The organism is Phascolarctobacterium sp. ET69 (assembly GCF_023336935.1).
Taxonomy (GTDB): domain Bacteria; phylum Bacillota; class Negativicutes; order Acidaminococcales; family Acidaminococcaceae; genus Fusicatenibacter_A; species Fusicatenibacter_A intestinipullorum.
On record NZ_JAMBLR010000002.1, the window covers coordinates 431,167 to 445,667 of the forward strand.

Below are 14,501 nucleotides of genomic sequence, written 5' to 3' on the forward strand. Positions count from 1 at the left end.
TTTATGTTAGGCAAAAAGAATGCAGTGCGCCTTAGGCGGCTGCTGGACGTAATGATACCCATTTTAATAACGCAGACGGCCATTATGGCAATGAATTTCTGTGATTCGGCCATGAGCGGGCATGCCGGTGCGGTACACCTTGCCGGTACTGCAATCGGCGGCAATTTATGGATGCCTGTAATGGCATCGCTGAACGGTATTTTGCTTGGCTCCATGCCGATAATTGCCCATCTTTTGGGCAGGGGCGAGCGGCAGAATATCGGCAGGGTAGTGCGCCATACCATGCTGCTGGCAACGGCGTTTTCACTGCTGCTGCTGGTTACGGGCGTGCTGTTTTTAGACAGGCTGCTGGGAACCTTTGGGCTTGAGCCGCAGGTTCACTATATTGCCAAAATGTATATCGCCGCTATCGGCGTGGGCGTGCTGCCCTTCTTTTTATCCACGGCGCTGCGTGCACTGATAGATACCAGCGGCTACACGGGCATTACCATGAAAATTTACCTGTTGGCGCTGCCGGTAAACGCATTTTTAAACTACTGCCTTATTTTTGGCAAATTCGGCGCCCCGGCGCTGGGCGGCATTGGCGCTGGCCTTGCAACCGGTATTACCTACTGGCTGGAATTTTTTATCTTCGTGTGGGTTGTGCATAAGCTGCCGGCATTTGCGCCCCTGCGTATTTTTACCGACAAGTTTAAGTTTGATATGGCGCAGCTGCGCGAAAACTTGTCGCTTGGCGTGCCCATGGGCATGGCAATTTTTATGGAAGCGAGTATTTTCGGCGTTATAGCCATTTTTATTGCCAAGTTCGGCACGGTTATTATTGCTGCGCATCAGGCGGCAATGAGTTTTACTTCGCTGCTTTACATGGTGCCGCTCAGTTTTTCCATGTCGCTGACCATTGTTGTAGGCGTTGAAGCCGGTGCCCGCCGTTTCGGCGAAGCGCTGCGCTACAGTTTGCTCGGCATTGCCTGCAATATTACGGTAGCGGTGCTGCTGACGATTTTTGTATTGTTCGACCGTGAATTTATTGCCGGGCTCTACACTTCTGAGCCTGTAATTATCAGGCAGACCATTGGCTTTTTGTTCTACGCCATGTTCTTTCAGGTTATGGACGCTACCGCCGCACCGATACAGGGCATTTTGCGCGGCTATAAAGATGTTAAGGCAACCTTTTGGGCGGGGCTGGCAGCCTACTGGCTGATTTGCCTGCCGCTCGGCTGCTACTTTGATTACTGTTTAAACCTCGGCCCTTCTTCCTACTGGCTGAGCCTTGACTTTGGGCTGCTGTGCGCCGTACTGTTTTTAGGCGGCAGGTTTGTGTATTTACAGCGAAAAATAAGACGCGACGGCGGATTGTGAATTTTGGGTAGAGGCTTTGTATTAAGTTAGTGCTTTTAATTTACTTTAGTGTTCATTTTGTTTGCGTTTTTGTATGAAGAATAGTGCTTTTTAATTTTTACTTTTCTATTCATGCCGATTCTTTTGAGCGACCAAAAGAACCGGCGAAGAAAAGTCGCGCGGCTAGTCGGATTTTTTTCTGCAAGCATGTTTGCCTAAAAACGGCAAAAATTGCGGAACTCGCTGCGCTCAAACACCTTATTTTTGCCGTTTTTCTTAGCAAATCTTGCTAAAATCCGATGCCGCGTACTGCCGTGTGTAGCACTTTATTGCTTTTTACTAAAAGGTAAACTCACATCGTAGAATAACAGGCTGCTGAAAAATTTGGAATAGTGTAATTAAAATGAAAAAGTTGTCAAAGTACGAATTTGGGCGGAGCCGCGACTTTCAAAAAATCAGCGTAGGCTTAAAATAAAAAGGCACTTGTAGCATTCGCTGCAGGGTGTTTGAGCTTGCGTAGCAAGCGAGTTCCCGCAGGCGCTGCAAGTGGCATGCTTCTTTGATACGGAGCGGTTAAATTTTTTGAGGAGCGAAGGCTTTTTGGTTACTTTTTAGCCTATAAAAAGTAACATGAATGAGAAAGAATGAGTTAAAAGTAGTAAAGTAACTACAAAGACGAATACTTTTAAGGAGAAAAAAGTGGACTTTTATATCCAGGGCCTAACCTTAGGCCTCGCCTACGTCGCCCCTATCGGCATGCAAAACCTGTTTGTAATTAACAGCGCGCTTACGCAGCCGCGCTGGCGGGCGCTTTTAACAGCGCTTATCGTCATCTTTTTTGACATTACTCTTGCCATGGCGTGCTTTTTCGGCATCGGGCTGATAATGCAAAAATACGCCGCCGTGCAAATGGCGATGTTGTTTATTGGCGGGCTGGTTGTAGCCTACATCGGCTGGGGTCTGTTAAAAAGCAAAGTATCCGCCTTAGCGGACATAAAACAAATGCTGGGGCTGGGGCAAACCGTATGGCAGGCGTGTGTGGTAACGTGGTTCAACGCGCAGGCCGTTATCGACGGCACAATGCTGCTGGGTGCTTTTAAAGCCTCCTTGACGGAAGCGCAGTCGCTGCATTTTTTGTTCGGCGTGCTTTCGGCCTCCTGTTTGTGGTTTGTAACGCTGGCCATGGTTGTTTCGCTGGCAGGCAGTTTAATAACCCCGCGCACGCTAAACCTCATCAACAAAATCTGCGGAACAGTAATCATCATTTATGACATAAAACTTTTCTGGCATTTTGCTGAGATGGTGTAAAAAATAAAAGCACAACATTTTTAAATAATGTTGTGCTTTTGTGTATTTGTTTGCTTTAAACGAATTGTTGGCTAAAAATAAACTGTTTTACAAAACATATTTTTGCGTTATAATTTTATACTTGATTTAGCCGATGGGTTGGCTCCTCCTAAACGGAGGTGATAGCATGACAGTTTACGAATCCTTATCGTTAATGGTAGCTTTCGGTACTTTGATTGCTATTATCTTGTCTAAAAAGTAATTAACTTTTAAGACATAAAAAGAAGCCACATATTGGTACGTGGCTTCTTTTCAAATACTTATGAAATTTAGAGAGAGCCGACGCACCACCATCGGCTATTTCTTTTTATATTATACCTTTTAGTGTAGGTTTTGTCAAAGCTGTTATCTGCTGTAAGGCGTTATAGAAGTGCTTATTCAGGCATGAGCCTGTTTTAACTTTTTGGCAATGTGCCGGTAAACTAAAAAAGCAATTATGGCTAACGGTATGGTAAAGAAAAACAGCGGGTAAAACAGCGTAATGGCAAAATGCTGGTAAAAAAATCCGGCAATAATCGGGCCGAGCGACATGCCGACATCAATGCCGATATAAAAAGTGCTGTTGGCAAGCCCGCGTTTGTTTTTAGGTGCAAGCAGCATAGCGGTTGATTGGCATACGGAAAACATTATGCCGTTGCCGCCAGCCATAAATACAGCTGCTGCAAGAAGCCCGGCATTGGTTTGCATAGTGGCAAGAAAATACAGTGCCAGCGAGGTGCTTACAATGCTTGCTGCAAAAAACATGCCAAAGGGCTTTGTGTCAAAATAATTCTTCAGGCTTAGGCGCAAAATAAGCAGCGCTGCGGCGTAAGCCGGAAAGAACAGGCTGATGCTGACACTAAGGTGCCTTGCTTCGGCGTAGCTTACCAAAAATGATTGTGTGGCGCAGTATGGGATGCCGAACATCATCATGATAAACGCGATAGGGAAGACATTTTTATCAAAAAATTGCAGGCTTCGTTTGGCAGGCTGCGCAGGTGCTTCGTCCCTGTTTTTTACAAACTGCACAATTATCAGCGCCAGTGAAGCAGTAACGGCAGCTATAAAAAAGGCAGTGCGGTGGTTGGTTAGCTGGTAAATGCTGATGCCGGCAGCAGGCGCAATGGCCATGCTGAGGGCGTTCATAGTACCGAAAATGCCCATGCCGGAGCCGATTTTGTTGGGCGGCAAAAGGTCTGACATCCATGTGGATAGGCAGGTTGAGCAGCAGGCAAAACCAAGCCCATTAATTATCCTTGCGGCGACAATAAGTGCTGGGCTTTGCGCAAAAAAATAGCCAATGCAGCTAAGCAGCACGCAGAAAATGCCGAAGGAGGAGAGTTTGTATTTGCTGATTCTGTCAACCAGCACGCCGATGAAGGGGCGGCTGACGAGCGAGCAGATATTCATTATGCCGCCGATAAAGCCCATCATCACGCCACTGGCGCCGAGCGATTCCGAAAAGCCGGTAATTATCGGCGTTATCAGCATTGGGCTGGCCATGTAAAAAAAGCTGGCTGCTAAGATTAAAGCTATGTCGCGTTTAGTTTGTGAGCCTGCCATAATAAACACTTCCTTAGCCGATACTAGATACTATAAGTGTAGTTTTATTTTATAACATAAATATTTAATATATTTAATACACATTCATTATAGCACCGGCATGGGCAGTGTCAATAAAAGCGGAGGAAAGTTTACGGAAAAACACTTTTGGCAAGCTTATTTTTCGTTGACAATCAGTGCCATAACAACAAGGTCGGTTTTGGAATGTGCGCTGTTGCCGATGCTGTGGCTTTCGCCTTCGGGGCAGAAGGCAACGTCGCCGGGGAACAGCTCCATTTCCGTGCCGTTGTCGTTGTATTCGGCGGTGCCGCTTAAAATATACAGCGTTTCGCTGGTGCCTTCGTGCTTATGGTAGCCAAGCGAGCAGCCCGGTTTTAAAATAACGCGGGCATAAGCTGCAATTTTGCCGTTATAAACTTTCTCGTCTATAATGTGCTCCATAATAGTTGTGCCGGTGCCTCCGGCGCGTTTTTCAAAATAATCGGTTTTTCTGTCGGTTACAAGCATTTTTGGTACATCCCCTCTGTAATAAATTTAACACAATGGTTTATTCGCAGTGCTTTGCAAAAATTCCTGCGGAAAATTTAAAAAATTTTTAATTTAGGGCTTTACAAATTTAGCGAACTAAAGTATAATCTAAAACATAACAACGATATTTAATTTTTTGAAGGGGGATTTTCAAATGAAGAAACTTTTACTTTTAGCAATGACGATGTTGATGGCAGTAATGCTGGTAGCCGGCTGCGGCAGTGACGGCCCGAAAAAAATGGTTGTAGGCCTTGACGACAACTTTGCGCCGATGGGCTTCCGCAACGAGAAAAATGAAATTGTCGGCTACGATATCGACATGGCACGTGAAGCCTGCAAACGCGCAGGGCTGGAAGTTGAATTTAAACCTATCGACTGGGCTTCCAAAGAAGCTGAAATGAAAGGCAAACGCATTGACGCTATCTGGAACTGCTTCACCGTTAATCCGGAACGCGCCGAAGTTTACCAGCTTTCCAAACCTTATATGAAAAACGCTCAGCTGATTGTTGTACCGGCAAATTCTTCCATTAATAAAATTGCCGACCTGGCCGGAAAAGTTGTAGCAGTACAGGATGACAGCACCGGTTCTTACATTATCGATGGCAACGACGAAATGCGCAATTCTCTGAAAGAATACAGAAAATATCCTGACTTTGCAGCCGTTTACATGGATATCGACAGCGGCCGTGTTGAAGCAGCAGTTGTAGACGCCGTACTTGCCCGTTACTATGACAGCAAAAACCCCGGCAAATACAGAATCCTTGAAGAAAACCTCGGTGATGAAGTTGTAGCCGTTGCTTTCCGTAAGGACGACAAAGATTATGCACCGCTGATTGACAAAGCGCTGGACGAAATGAAAAAAGACGGCACTGCCAAAAAGATTTCCGAACAATGGTTCAACGCTGATTTAACCAACTACTAAAATTTATTAAAGCCGCGGGCCGGTAGTAATGCTGCCGGTCCGCCAAACTGTTAATGCCCGAGGAGTAAAAAATGGATTATGTTATAAGCATCCTGCCGCAGATGTGGGAGGGAACCCTTGAAACTATAAGATTGTTTGCGATAACTATTGTGCTTTCGATACCGCTTGGCGTGCTTCTGGCACTGGGGCGCGTATCCGGCTTTAAGGCGCTGCGCGATATAATCGGCGTTTATGTATGGCTGCTGCGCGGTACGCCGCTGATGCTGCAATTGCTGTTTGTATATTACGGCCTGCCGTTTATTCCCGGCATCGGCGTAAGGCTGGATGATTTTCCGGCTGCGGTATTTGCTTTTGTACTGAACTATGCCGCTTATTTCTGCGAAATTTTCCGCGCAGGCATTCAGGCAGTTCCTAAAGGCCAGTACGAAGCTGCCCGCACTTTGGGCATGAATTATGTGCAGACCATGCGCCGCATTGTGCTGCCGCAGGTTTTCCGCCTGATTCTGCCGCCGGTAAGCAACGAAACCATTACTTTGGTTAAAGATACTTCTTTAATTTACGTATTGGCAATGAATGACCTTCTGCGTACAACGCGCAACCTTGTGCAGCGCGATTTCAGCATTACGCCGTTTTTGGTTGCGGGCGTGTTTTACCTTTTGATGACCCTTGTTTTAACCTACGGGTTCAATAAGTTGGAACGCAAATATTCCAGATATGACTGACAGGAGCATTTAGTATTATGAACAAAATTAACGCACAAAATATCTATAAAAGTTTTCAGGGGCTGGAAGTTTTAAAGGGCATTAATTTAAGTGTTGACGAAGGCGAAGTTGTTGCGGTTATAGGCCCCAGCGGCGGCGGCAAAAGTACTTTTCTGCGCTGCCTGAACAAGCTGGAAATTATCGACAGCGGCAAAATTGTTATCGACGGCGAAACTCTTGCCGAAACCAAACCGGACGGGCAGGTTGTATATGCGCCTGGCGATGAAAGCCGCCGCATTGCATGCAAAATGGGCATGGTGTTTCAGCAGTTTAATTTGTTTCCGCACATGACGGTGCTGGAAAACCTTATTGAAGCGCCGGTGCAGGTGCAGAAGCGTAACCGCGATGAGGTTATTGAAGAAGCGAAAGTTCTTTTAAGCAAGGTAGGGCTTTTGGAAAAAGCGCATGAATACCCGCGCCGCTTGAGCGGCGGGCAGCAGCAGCGTGTTGCCATTGCAAGGGCGCTGGCAACAAAACCTGCCATTATGCTGTTTGACGAACCTACTTCTTCGCTCGACCCGGAGCTGACCGGCGAAGTTTTGCGCACCATGCGTGAACTGGCCGAAGAAAAAATGACCATGGTTGTTGTAACGCACGAAATGGGCTTTGCCCGTGAGGTTGCAACCAAAGTGCTGTTTATGGCAGACGGTTATGTGCAGGCAGAAGGAACGCCGCAGGAAATTTTTGAAAATCCCCAAAATGAACGTTTAAAGGCATTTTTGCATAAAGTGCTTAAATAACAAAAAGGCATTGCGCGTTGTGCGTAATGCCTTTTGTGCTGTTACGGCTTTCAGCCGAGCTTTGCCATAAATTTTTCTTTGTTTACAATAAAGCGTTCGTGCATGCCTTTGCCGATTTGCTTATCCTCATCGGCGGCGGTAATTTCAAAAACAAGTTTGCGCCCTTCAACGGCGGTAAGCGTGGCGGTGGCGGTAACTTGTTTACCCATGCCGGTAGCGGCGTCGTGCGTAATATTTACCAAAGTGCCAACGCTGGTCGATTCTTCATCAAGACAGGCGGCAACGGCATTGCAGGCAGCCTGTTCCATAAGCGCAATCATGCTGGGGGTGGCAAAAACGTGCAGGCTGCCGCTGCCCATGGCAAGTGCAGTGTTGGTTTCGCGCACAACGGTTTCAGCGGTTCCGGTAAGGCCGGGGTTTAATTCTTGCAGCATATTTCATACATCCTTTACTGTAAAATTTGCTTATGCTAACATCTTAAACGCTTTTTATAACTTACGCAAGTGGCAGAAGTTTTATTTTGACGGATATGTGAAAAATTTTAAAGCTGATTGACGCAGTAGGAAATAATGATTATGATAATTGAAGAAAACCTATAATTTTAACTGCATTATAACCGGAGGGGCAAAATGAACGGAAACTTACAGGAAAAATATAATAAACTTTTAAATATTTTACGCAGCACAGGCGGCCTTGCGGTGGCCTTCAGCGGCGGCGTGGATTCAGCTTTTCTGGTTTATGCCGCGCACGAAGCTCTGGGCGGAAAACTTTTGGCAATTACCGCCGTTACACAAAGTTATCCGCGCCACGAAGCGGCGGACGCTGCCAGAATACTTGCGCAATACGGCATTAAGCACGAAGAAATTACGCTTGACCAGCTTGCAATACCGGGCTTTTGCCAAAACGGTGCGGAGCGCTGCTATTACTGCAAATACGCACTGTTTACAAAAATTAAAGAAGCCGCACAAAAACAGGGCATCTGCCTTGTGGCTGACGGCTCCAATACCGATGACGAAAGCGATTACCGTCCCGGTATGCGCGCCACGGCTGAACTTGGCATTTTAAGCCCGCTGCGTGAGGCAGGCTTCAGCAAGCAGGATATCAGGGATATATCGAAAGAGCTTGGCATTTTTACGTGGAACAAGCCTTCTTACGCTTGCCTTGCCTCGCGTATTCCTTACGGTGAAGAAATAACGGCAGAAAAGCTGGCCATGGTGGAAAAAGCCGAGCAGGCGCTTTTGGATATGGGCTTTAAAGAAATGCGCGTACGCTGCCATGGTAAGGTTGCCCGCATAGAAGTTGCGCAAAATGATATGGAAAAAGTTTTTGCGCGCCGTACAGAAATTGCCGCAGCTGTAAAACAGGCAGGCTTTTTATACGCCGCGCTTGATTTGGAAGGCTTCCGCAGCGGTAGCTTAAACGCGGCGTTGGCAAAATAAATGTTAAGCCTTGGTCAGATGCGGGCTGATGCGTTATTTGAAGTATGCTTTTACCTTAAAATAAATTTGCACGTGCGCTGCCGTGGGTATTGACAAGCCTTTATAAGTCAAGTATAATTTTTATTGTTATGGGGGCATAGCTCAGCTGGGAGAGCGCTTGAATGGCATTCAAGAGGTCAGCGGTTCGATCCCGCTTGTCTCCACCATTTTTTTATAAGTATATATTGTGCCCGTTTATTAAGGACTATAAATTTTTCTGTTTCTGAACACAACAGTAAAATTTGTAGTCCTTTTCGTTTTAATGTAGCATATGGAGATGGATATGATGGAAAAACGCCTGCTCATTTATAAAACTGCACTGTTGATTATTGGTTCGATAGTTGCCGCTTACGGCATTATGTTGGCTATGGGCGCCGGCTTTGGCGGCGCAACACTGGCTGTATTGTGGCAGGGAATGTCTGTAACTTTCGGAATGTCGCTCGGCATGGCTTCTTTTATTGTAGCGGCAGCCATGCTTATAATTTCCTTGTTTTATGACCGCAGGCAGATAAACGCCGGTACAATCGTATATCAAATTATATATAGTTTTTTCGTTGATGTATTTGCCAAAATTAATGTTTATCCCGAACAGGCTTGGCTGCGTTTGGCAGTTATGTGCGTTGGTATTATAATTTTTGCTGCCGGTACAGGTGCTTACGCTGCTGCTGATTTAGGCAAAGGTTCTTATGAGGCGCTGACGTTTTCGCTGGCAGAAAAAAATAACTGGCCCGTCAAAACTGTCCGTACAGCACTGGATGCTTTATTGGTTGTTTCCGGCGTGCTGCTTGGAGGAAAGTTTGGCATATGTACAGTGTTTACTGTTTTGTGTTCGGGAATTGTTATTCAGCGCAGCGCCGAATTTTGCAGTTTGATGCTGGCAAAAGCGGCGCATAGGGCGGACTAAAATTTGCATGCTGCGGCAGCAAATGATAAAATACGTTTTATAAATTATTTGTTTTTAGAAAGGAACCCTATGAATAACTGGAATATACACGAAGCGGTTGAATATTATAAAGGGCAGGATGCGCCGCAGAATCAGTTTGCGCTGGTGGAATTGCTGAAGGAAGCGCAGGAGCATAATGGCGGCGTGCTTACGGACTGCCTTATTGAAGATATTGCAGCGCTTTTAAACATTAAAGTTACTTTTTTAAACGCCGTTATTAAGCGTTACCCAAGTTTAAAAACGGCGCAGGCTCCGCACAGGCTGGAGGTTTGCGGCGGTAAAAATTGTGCTGCCAATGGTTCGGCGGCGCTGTTAAAGCATATCCGCGGGGCGTACGGAGCAGAAAGCGGCGGCATCAGCACCAAGGGCGGCTTTAGTTTTAAAATTTGCGGCTGCTTGAAGCACTGCGGCAAAGGCCCGAATATTAAATGGGACGGCGAAATTTATAACGCTGCAACGCCGGAGCTGATTAAAAAGCTGGCCGGCAGATGAATGCCTGCGGATTAAAGTGCGGCGGTATTGACGATAACAGAGCGGCCTGCTTTTTTAAACGGCAAACAACTAAAATAATGCTTGCACAACTTGCCGCGCTATGCTACAATATATAAGCGTTAATATCGACATGCTATATAGAGTCTTTTGTAAAGTGAGGTGCAATCGAATGAAAGAAGGAATCCATCCGAAATATGGTGAAGTTAAAGTTACCTGCGCATGCGGTAACACTTTTATGACCGGCTCTGTTAAACCGGAACTGCGCGTGGACGTTTGCTCCAAATGCCATCCGTTTTTCACCGGCCAGCAGCGTAACGTAGCTGCCCGCGGCCGTATCGAAAAATTCAACAAACGTTATGGAAAATAATTTACCGACAGCAGAGCGAAAGCTCTGCTGTGTTTGTATATGGAGTTTGTTTGAGGGAATATTATGAATAAGAAACCAAATGTTGGCGGACAGGCTGTAATAGAAGGCGTAATGATGCGCGGAAAAACGCATGTTGCCGTTGCCGTAAGGCAGCCGGATGGTGAAATTTCCGTTGATGTGCGCCCGGTAAACAGTATTTCCGACCGCTATCCAATACTAAAAAAACCGTTTTTGCGCGGCGTTGTGTCGCTTGTAGAATCGCTCGTTATGGGTATGAAGGCGCTGGCTTATTCGGCGCAGGTATCGGGCGATGAAGACGAAAAGCTTGATTCCAAAGAGATGGCGCTGACCATTGCCGTTTCGGCAGGGCTTGCCATTTTGCTCTTTATAGTTATTCCCACCTGGTCAATGCGCTTTTTAACAGGCATTACCCAGGACCACATGGCTTTGAATTTAGCAGAAGGTGTGCTGCGTATGGCAATTTTTCTGGCATATATCGCGGCAATTTCTTCGATGAATGATATTCAGCGCGTGTTCCAGTATCACGGAGCTGAACATAAAACCATTTACACTTATGAAGCGGGCCTGCCTTTAAAGGTAGAAAACGTGCGCCCGTTCAGCACGCTGCACCCACGCTGCGGCACCAACTTTTTGATGATTGTCATGCTGATAAGCATGTTTATTTTTACTTTTCTTGGCTGGCCAAGCCTTTTGGAGCGTATTGCTTCGCGTATTATTTTAATGCCTGTAATTGCAGGCGTAAGCTATGAGCTTATCCGTTATGCCGGTGCGCATACCGATAACCCGCTGGTACGCATTGCCATTACGCCGGGGCTTTTGCTGCAAAAATTAACCACGCGCCAGCCGGATGACAGCCAGATTGAAGTGGCGATTGCTTCGCTGAAAGCGGTTGTGCCGCCGGAAGATTTGGCGCAGGAACCGGAAACTTGCCCGGAAGAAAAATTAGTAGGAGAACCTAATGCAGGATAAATTACAGGCACTTGAAGATAAATATCTTGATTTGGAAGCAAAAATAAGCGACCCCGATGTAATTGCCAATCAGGCAGAATGGCAGAAATACGCGCGCGCGCATGCTAAACTGACCGACGTTGTTGCCGCTTACCGCGAATATAAAATTTTGGATAAAGCCAGAGAAGAAGCGGAAGAAATTATTGCCGACGGCAGCGACAGGGAACTTGCGGCAATGGCGCAGGAGGAACTGAAAGAACTTAAGCCGCAGCTGGCAGAATATGAAGAACGGCTTAAAATTTTGCTTTTGCCTTCCGACCCCAACGACGACAAGAACGCTATTGTGGAAATCCGCGGCGGTGCGGGCGGCGAGGAAGCGGCACTATTTGCAGGCGTATTGTTCCGCATGTATCAGCATTATGCTGAAAGCCGCCGCTGGAGCCTTGAAATAATGGATGCCAGTCCGACGGAGCTCGGCGGGTTTAAGGAAATAGTTTTTCAGCTGAGCGGCCAGGGCGTTTTTGGGCGCATGAAGTTTGAAAGCGGCGTACACCGCGTGCAGCGCGTGCCGGAAACCGAATCGCAGGGGCGCGTGCATACTTCCACCGTTACGGTGGCGGTGCTGCCGGAAGCAGAAGAAGTGGATATTGACATTAACCCGGCTGATTTAAGGATTGATACTTACCGTGCGGGCGGCGCAGGCGGCCAGTACGTAAACAAAACCGAATCGGCTGTGCGTATAACGCATATACCTACCGGCATTGTAGCGCAGTGCCAGGACGAAAAATCGCAGCTTAAAAACCGCGAAAAATGTATGCGCGTGCTCCGCAGCCGTGTTTTGGAAATGGAACAGGAAAAGCAGCGCGCGGCAACGGCGCAGGACCGTAAAAGTCAGGTTGGCACCGGTGACCGCAGCGAGCGTATCCGCACTTATAACTATCCGCAGGGGCGTGTTACCGACCACCGCATTGGTTTAACCCTGCACCGTCTGGACGCAGTTTTAAACGGCGATTTGGACGAAATTTTAGACGCACTGATTACAGCGCAGCAAAGCAAGCTGCTGCAGCAGGTGAAATAAAATGACAGCAAAACCTATATGGACTATTGCTAAGGTGCTGGACTGGACAAAGCAGTATTTCGCAGAGAAAGGGTTGGAAAATCCTCGCCTGGATGCGGAAATACTGCTTTGTTCCGTTTTAAAGTGCCAGCGTATAACTTTATATGTGCATTTTGACCAGCCGCTGGAAGAACACGAGCTGGCGCAGTACCGCGGTTATGTGGCGCGGCGTGCGGCGGCTGAGCCCTTGGCGTATATTTTGGGCAGCCGCGCGTTTATGAAATACGATTTTAAAGTAACGCCGGATGTTTTGGTGCCGCGGCCGGAAACCGAACTTTTGGTTGAGTGCACGGCAAAACTGGCGGGTTTTATTGAAAATCCGCAGATTCTTGACATAGGCACGGGCAGCGGAGCTATTATCGTTTCGCTTTTGGATATGCTTCCGGAGGCGCACGGCACGGCAGTTGACGTATCGCCGGGGGCGCTTGCCGTTGCCGGAGAAAACGCGGCAAACATTGGCGTTGCGGAGCGGCTGCAGTTTGTACGCAGCGATTTATATTCTGCGCTGCCGCGTGACGCCGTATTTGATGTGATAATTTCCAACCCTCCGTATATACCGAGCGCCGATATTGCAGGCCTTGCGGCAGACGTTAAGCGTGAGCCGCGCCTTGCGCTGGACGGCGGGGCGGACGGGCTTAATTTTTACCGCCGCATTATTGCCGGGAGTACGGCGCATTTAAAAAACGGCGGCTTTATGGCGTTTGAAATTGGCATTAACCAGGGCAGTGCCGTTGCTGATTTATGCCGCAGCCACGGTTTTGGCGTTGTGGCAGTAAGACGCGATTATGCCGGCATAGAACGGATGGTTTTTGCAGCGAAAGAAGGAACTACTTATGCAGACGCGTTATTGGAACTTGCAAAATGATACGGACGGCGTAATGCTGCGCGAAGCGGCTGCGCTGATAAAACAGGGTGAAGCCGTTGCTTTCCCTACGGAAACGGTTTACGGGCTTGGCGCCGACGGCCTTAACGGCGAAGCGGTGCGCAAAATTTTTGAAGCCAAAGGCCGCCCGAATGACAATCCGCTTATTTTGCACATTGCAGATAAAGAAGATATTTTAAAATTAACAACCGGGCTTACAAAACAGGCGCAGCTTTTAATTGAAAAGTTCTGGCCCGGGCCGCTGACGGTAATTGTTGCCAAAAGCAGTATCGTGCCTGATGAAGTAAGTGCCGGGCTGGACACGGTGGCTGTGCGTATGCCGTCGCACCCTGTGGCGGCGCAGCTTATCCGCCTTGCCGGAACGCCTGTGGCAGCGCCCTCGGCAAATTTATCGGGAAAACCGAGCCCAACCGATGCCGAAACGGTGCTTGCCGATATGCAGGGGCGCATTGCCGGTATTATCGACGGCGGCGCATGTACGGTAGGCGTGGAATCAACCATAGTTGACACTACCGGCGAAGTGCCCGTTATTTTGCGCCCGGGCGGAATTACGCGCGAGCAGCTGGAAGAAGTTTTGGGCAGAGTGGAGCTGGACCCGGCCCTTGCCGGAGCGGAAACCTTAAAGCCGCGTGCACCGGGTATGAAGTATCGCCACTATGCGCCTAAAGCAAAAATGTATGTTGTTGAAGATAAAGAGGCGTTAAAGCTTCTGCCGCTTTTGGCAAAAGAAGCAGCCAAATTTACTACCGCAGCGGTAATTTGCGGCGGTAAAGCTGCGGAAACCATGCAGCGCGCGCAGAATTTGCACATTTTAAACTGGGGCAGTGATACAACGGAACTTGCCGTTAAACTGTACCGCCTTTTGCGCCGGTGCGATAAGCTGGGCGTGGGCGTTATTTTTTCCGAAGGAGTAACGGAAGACGGCATTGGTCTTGCGGTTATGAACCGCATGCGCAAAGCGGCCGGGCGGCAGGTGCTTACGGCAGCCGATATTGAAGCGCTGTTAAAAAACAGTACGCAACTTAAAAGTTTTGTGTTAAAATAACAATAATAGCAATATATTATAAAAAGACA

At 47.6% G+C, this 14,501-nt stretch carries 17 protein-coding genes and 1 tRNA gene; 15 read left to right on the plus strand and 3 right to left on the minus strand.

What is annotated here, in order from left to right; all coding sequences use genetic code 11:
* Nucleotides 1-3 precede the first annotated feature (3 nt).
* The 3 genes from M3079_RS04795 (at nt 4) to M3079_RS09460 (ending at nt 2,887) form a co-directional block, all read left to right on the plus strand.
* Nucleotides 4-1,359, plus strand: coding sequence for an MATE family efflux transporter (locus M3079_RS04795; protein ID WP_249077601.1), 1,356 nt, complete (start codon nt 4-6; stop codon nt 1,357-1,359).
* 678 nt (nt 1,360-2,037) lie between these two features.
* Nucleotides 2,038-2,646 carry a LysE family transporter gene (locus M3079_RS04800; protein WP_249077603.1) on the plus strand — a complete coding sequence of 203 codons (609 nt, stop codon included), beginning with the start codon at nt 2,038-2,040 and terminating at the stop codon, nt 2,644-2,646.
* 166 nt (nt 2,647-2,812) lie between these two features.
* Nucleotides 2,813-2,887, plus strand: a complete 75-nt coding sequence (locus M3079_RS09460; protein WP_349293343.1) for a putative holin-like toxin — start codon at nt 2,813-2,815, stop codon at nt 2,885-2,887.
* Between the two features lie 176 nt (nt 2,888-3,063).
* On the opposite strand, the gene M3079_RS04805 is transcribed toward M3079_RS09460, so the two are convergent.
* Together M3079_RS04805 and M3079_RS04810 are read right to left on the minus strand one after the other, a co-directional pair.
* Complete coding sequence (locus tag M3079_RS04805) at nt 3,064-4,227, minus strand: MFS transporter (protein ID WP_021715947.1); 1,164 nt, start codon at nt 4,225-4,227, stop codon at nt 3,064-3,066.
* Nucleotides 4,228-4,383: 156 nt separating this feature from the next.
* A complete protein-coding gene (locus tag M3079_RS04810; RefSeq protein WP_021715946.1) occupies nt 4,384-4,734 on the minus strand; it encodes a cupin domain-containing protein in 351 nt (116 codons plus the stop codon).
* Between the two features lie 175 nt (nt 4,735-4,909).
* Here M3079_RS04810 and M3079_RS04815 point away from each other — a divergent pair, with 175 nt between their 5' ends.
* The 3 genes from M3079_RS04815 (at nt 4,910) to M3079_RS04825 (ending at nt 7,178) form a co-directional block, all read left to right on the plus strand.
* A complete protein-coding gene (locus M3079_RS04815) occupies nt 4,910-5,677 on the plus strand; it encodes an amino acid ABC transporter substrate-binding protein (RefSeq protein WP_021715945.1) in 768 nt (255 codons plus the stop codon).
* A gap of 71 nt (nt 5,678-5,748) precedes the next feature.
* Nucleotides 5,749-6,399, plus strand: coding sequence for an amino acid ABC transporter permease (locus M3079_RS04820; RefSeq protein WP_021715944.1), 651 nt, complete (start codon nt 5,749-5,751; stop codon nt 6,397-6,399).
* A gap of 17 nt (nt 6,400-6,416) precedes the next feature.
* Nucleotides 6,417-7,178, plus strand: a complete 762-nt coding sequence (locus tag M3079_RS04825) for an amino acid ABC transporter ATP-binding protein (protein WP_249077605.1) — start codon at nt 6,417-6,419, stop codon at nt 7,176-7,178.
* Between the two features lie 50 nt (nt 7,179-7,228).
* Here the strand turns inward: M3079_RS04825 and M3079_RS04830 are convergent, their stop codons facing one another.
* Nucleotides 7,229-7,612, minus strand: a complete 384-nt coding sequence (locus tag M3079_RS04830; RefSeq protein WP_249077607.1) for a thioesterase family protein — start codon at nt 7,610-7,612, stop codon at nt 7,229-7,231.
* A 195-nt stretch (nt 7,613-7,807) separates the two neighbouring features.
* On the opposite strand from M3079_RS04830, the gene larE reads away from it, so the two are divergent.
* From larE to M3079_RS04875, 9 genes are all read left to right on the plus strand, one after another.
* On the plus strand, nt 7,808-8,617 hold the full coding sequence (gene larE / locus M3079_RS04835; RefSeq protein ID WP_249077609.1) for an ATP-dependent sacrificial sulfur transferase LarE: 810 nt from the start codon (nt 7,808-7,810) through the stop codon (nt 8,615-8,617).
* 130 nt (nt 8,618-8,747) lie between these two features.
* Nucleotides 8,748-8,823 (plus strand) — tRNA-Ala (locus tag M3079_RS04840).
* Nucleotides 8,824-8,939: 116 nt separating this feature from the next.
* Nucleotides 8,940-9,560 (plus strand): YitT family protein, encoded by a 621-nt coding sequence (locus M3079_RS04845; protein WP_249077611.1) that lies wholly within the window; start codon nt 8,940-8,942, stop codon nt 9,558-9,560.
* A gap of 69 nt (nt 9,561-9,629) precedes the next feature.
* The gene (locus M3079_RS04850) at nt 9,630-10,091 is read left to right on the plus strand and encodes an NAD(P)H-dependent oxidoreductase subunit E (RefSeq protein ID WP_249077613.1); all 462 of its coding nucleotides are present in this window, start codon (nt 9,630-9,632) and stop codon (nt 10,089-10,091) included.
* 169 nt (nt 10,092-10,260) lie between these two features.
* On the plus strand, nt 10,261-10,458 hold the full coding sequence (gene rpmE, locus M3079_RS04855) for a 50S ribosomal protein L31 (RefSeq protein ID WP_021715938.1): 198 nt from the start codon (nt 10,261-10,263) through the stop codon (nt 10,456-10,458).
* Between the two features lie 63 nt (nt 10,459-10,521).
* The gene (locus M3079_RS04860; protein WP_249077614.1) at nt 10,522-11,448 is read left to right on the plus strand and encodes a DUF1385 domain-containing protein; all 927 of its coding nucleotides are present in this window, start codon (nt 10,522-10,524) and stop codon (nt 11,446-11,448) included.
* Entirely contained in the window at nt 11,438-12,505 is a 1,068-nt protein-coding gene (gene prfA / locus M3079_RS04865; protein ID WP_249077615.1) for a peptide chain release factor 1, read from the plus strand. Before M3079_RS04860 ends, prfA begins: the two co-directional genes overlap by 11 nt.
* Nucleotide 12,506: 1 nt before the next feature.
* On the plus strand, nt 12,507-13,409 hold the full coding sequence (gene prmC, locus M3079_RS04870; protein WP_249077616.1) for a peptide chain release factor N(5)-glutamine methyltransferase: 903 nt from the start codon (nt 12,507-12,509) through the stop codon (nt 13,407-13,409).
* The gene (locus M3079_RS04875; RefSeq protein WP_249077617.1) at nt 13,378-14,472 is read left to right on the plus strand and encodes an L-threonylcarbamoyladenylate synthase; all 1,095 of its coding nucleotides are present in this window, start codon (nt 13,378-13,380) and stop codon (nt 14,470-14,472) included. Before prmC ends, M3079_RS04875 begins: the two co-directional genes overlap by 32 nt.
* Nucleotides 14,473-14,501 lie beyond the last annotated feature (29 nt).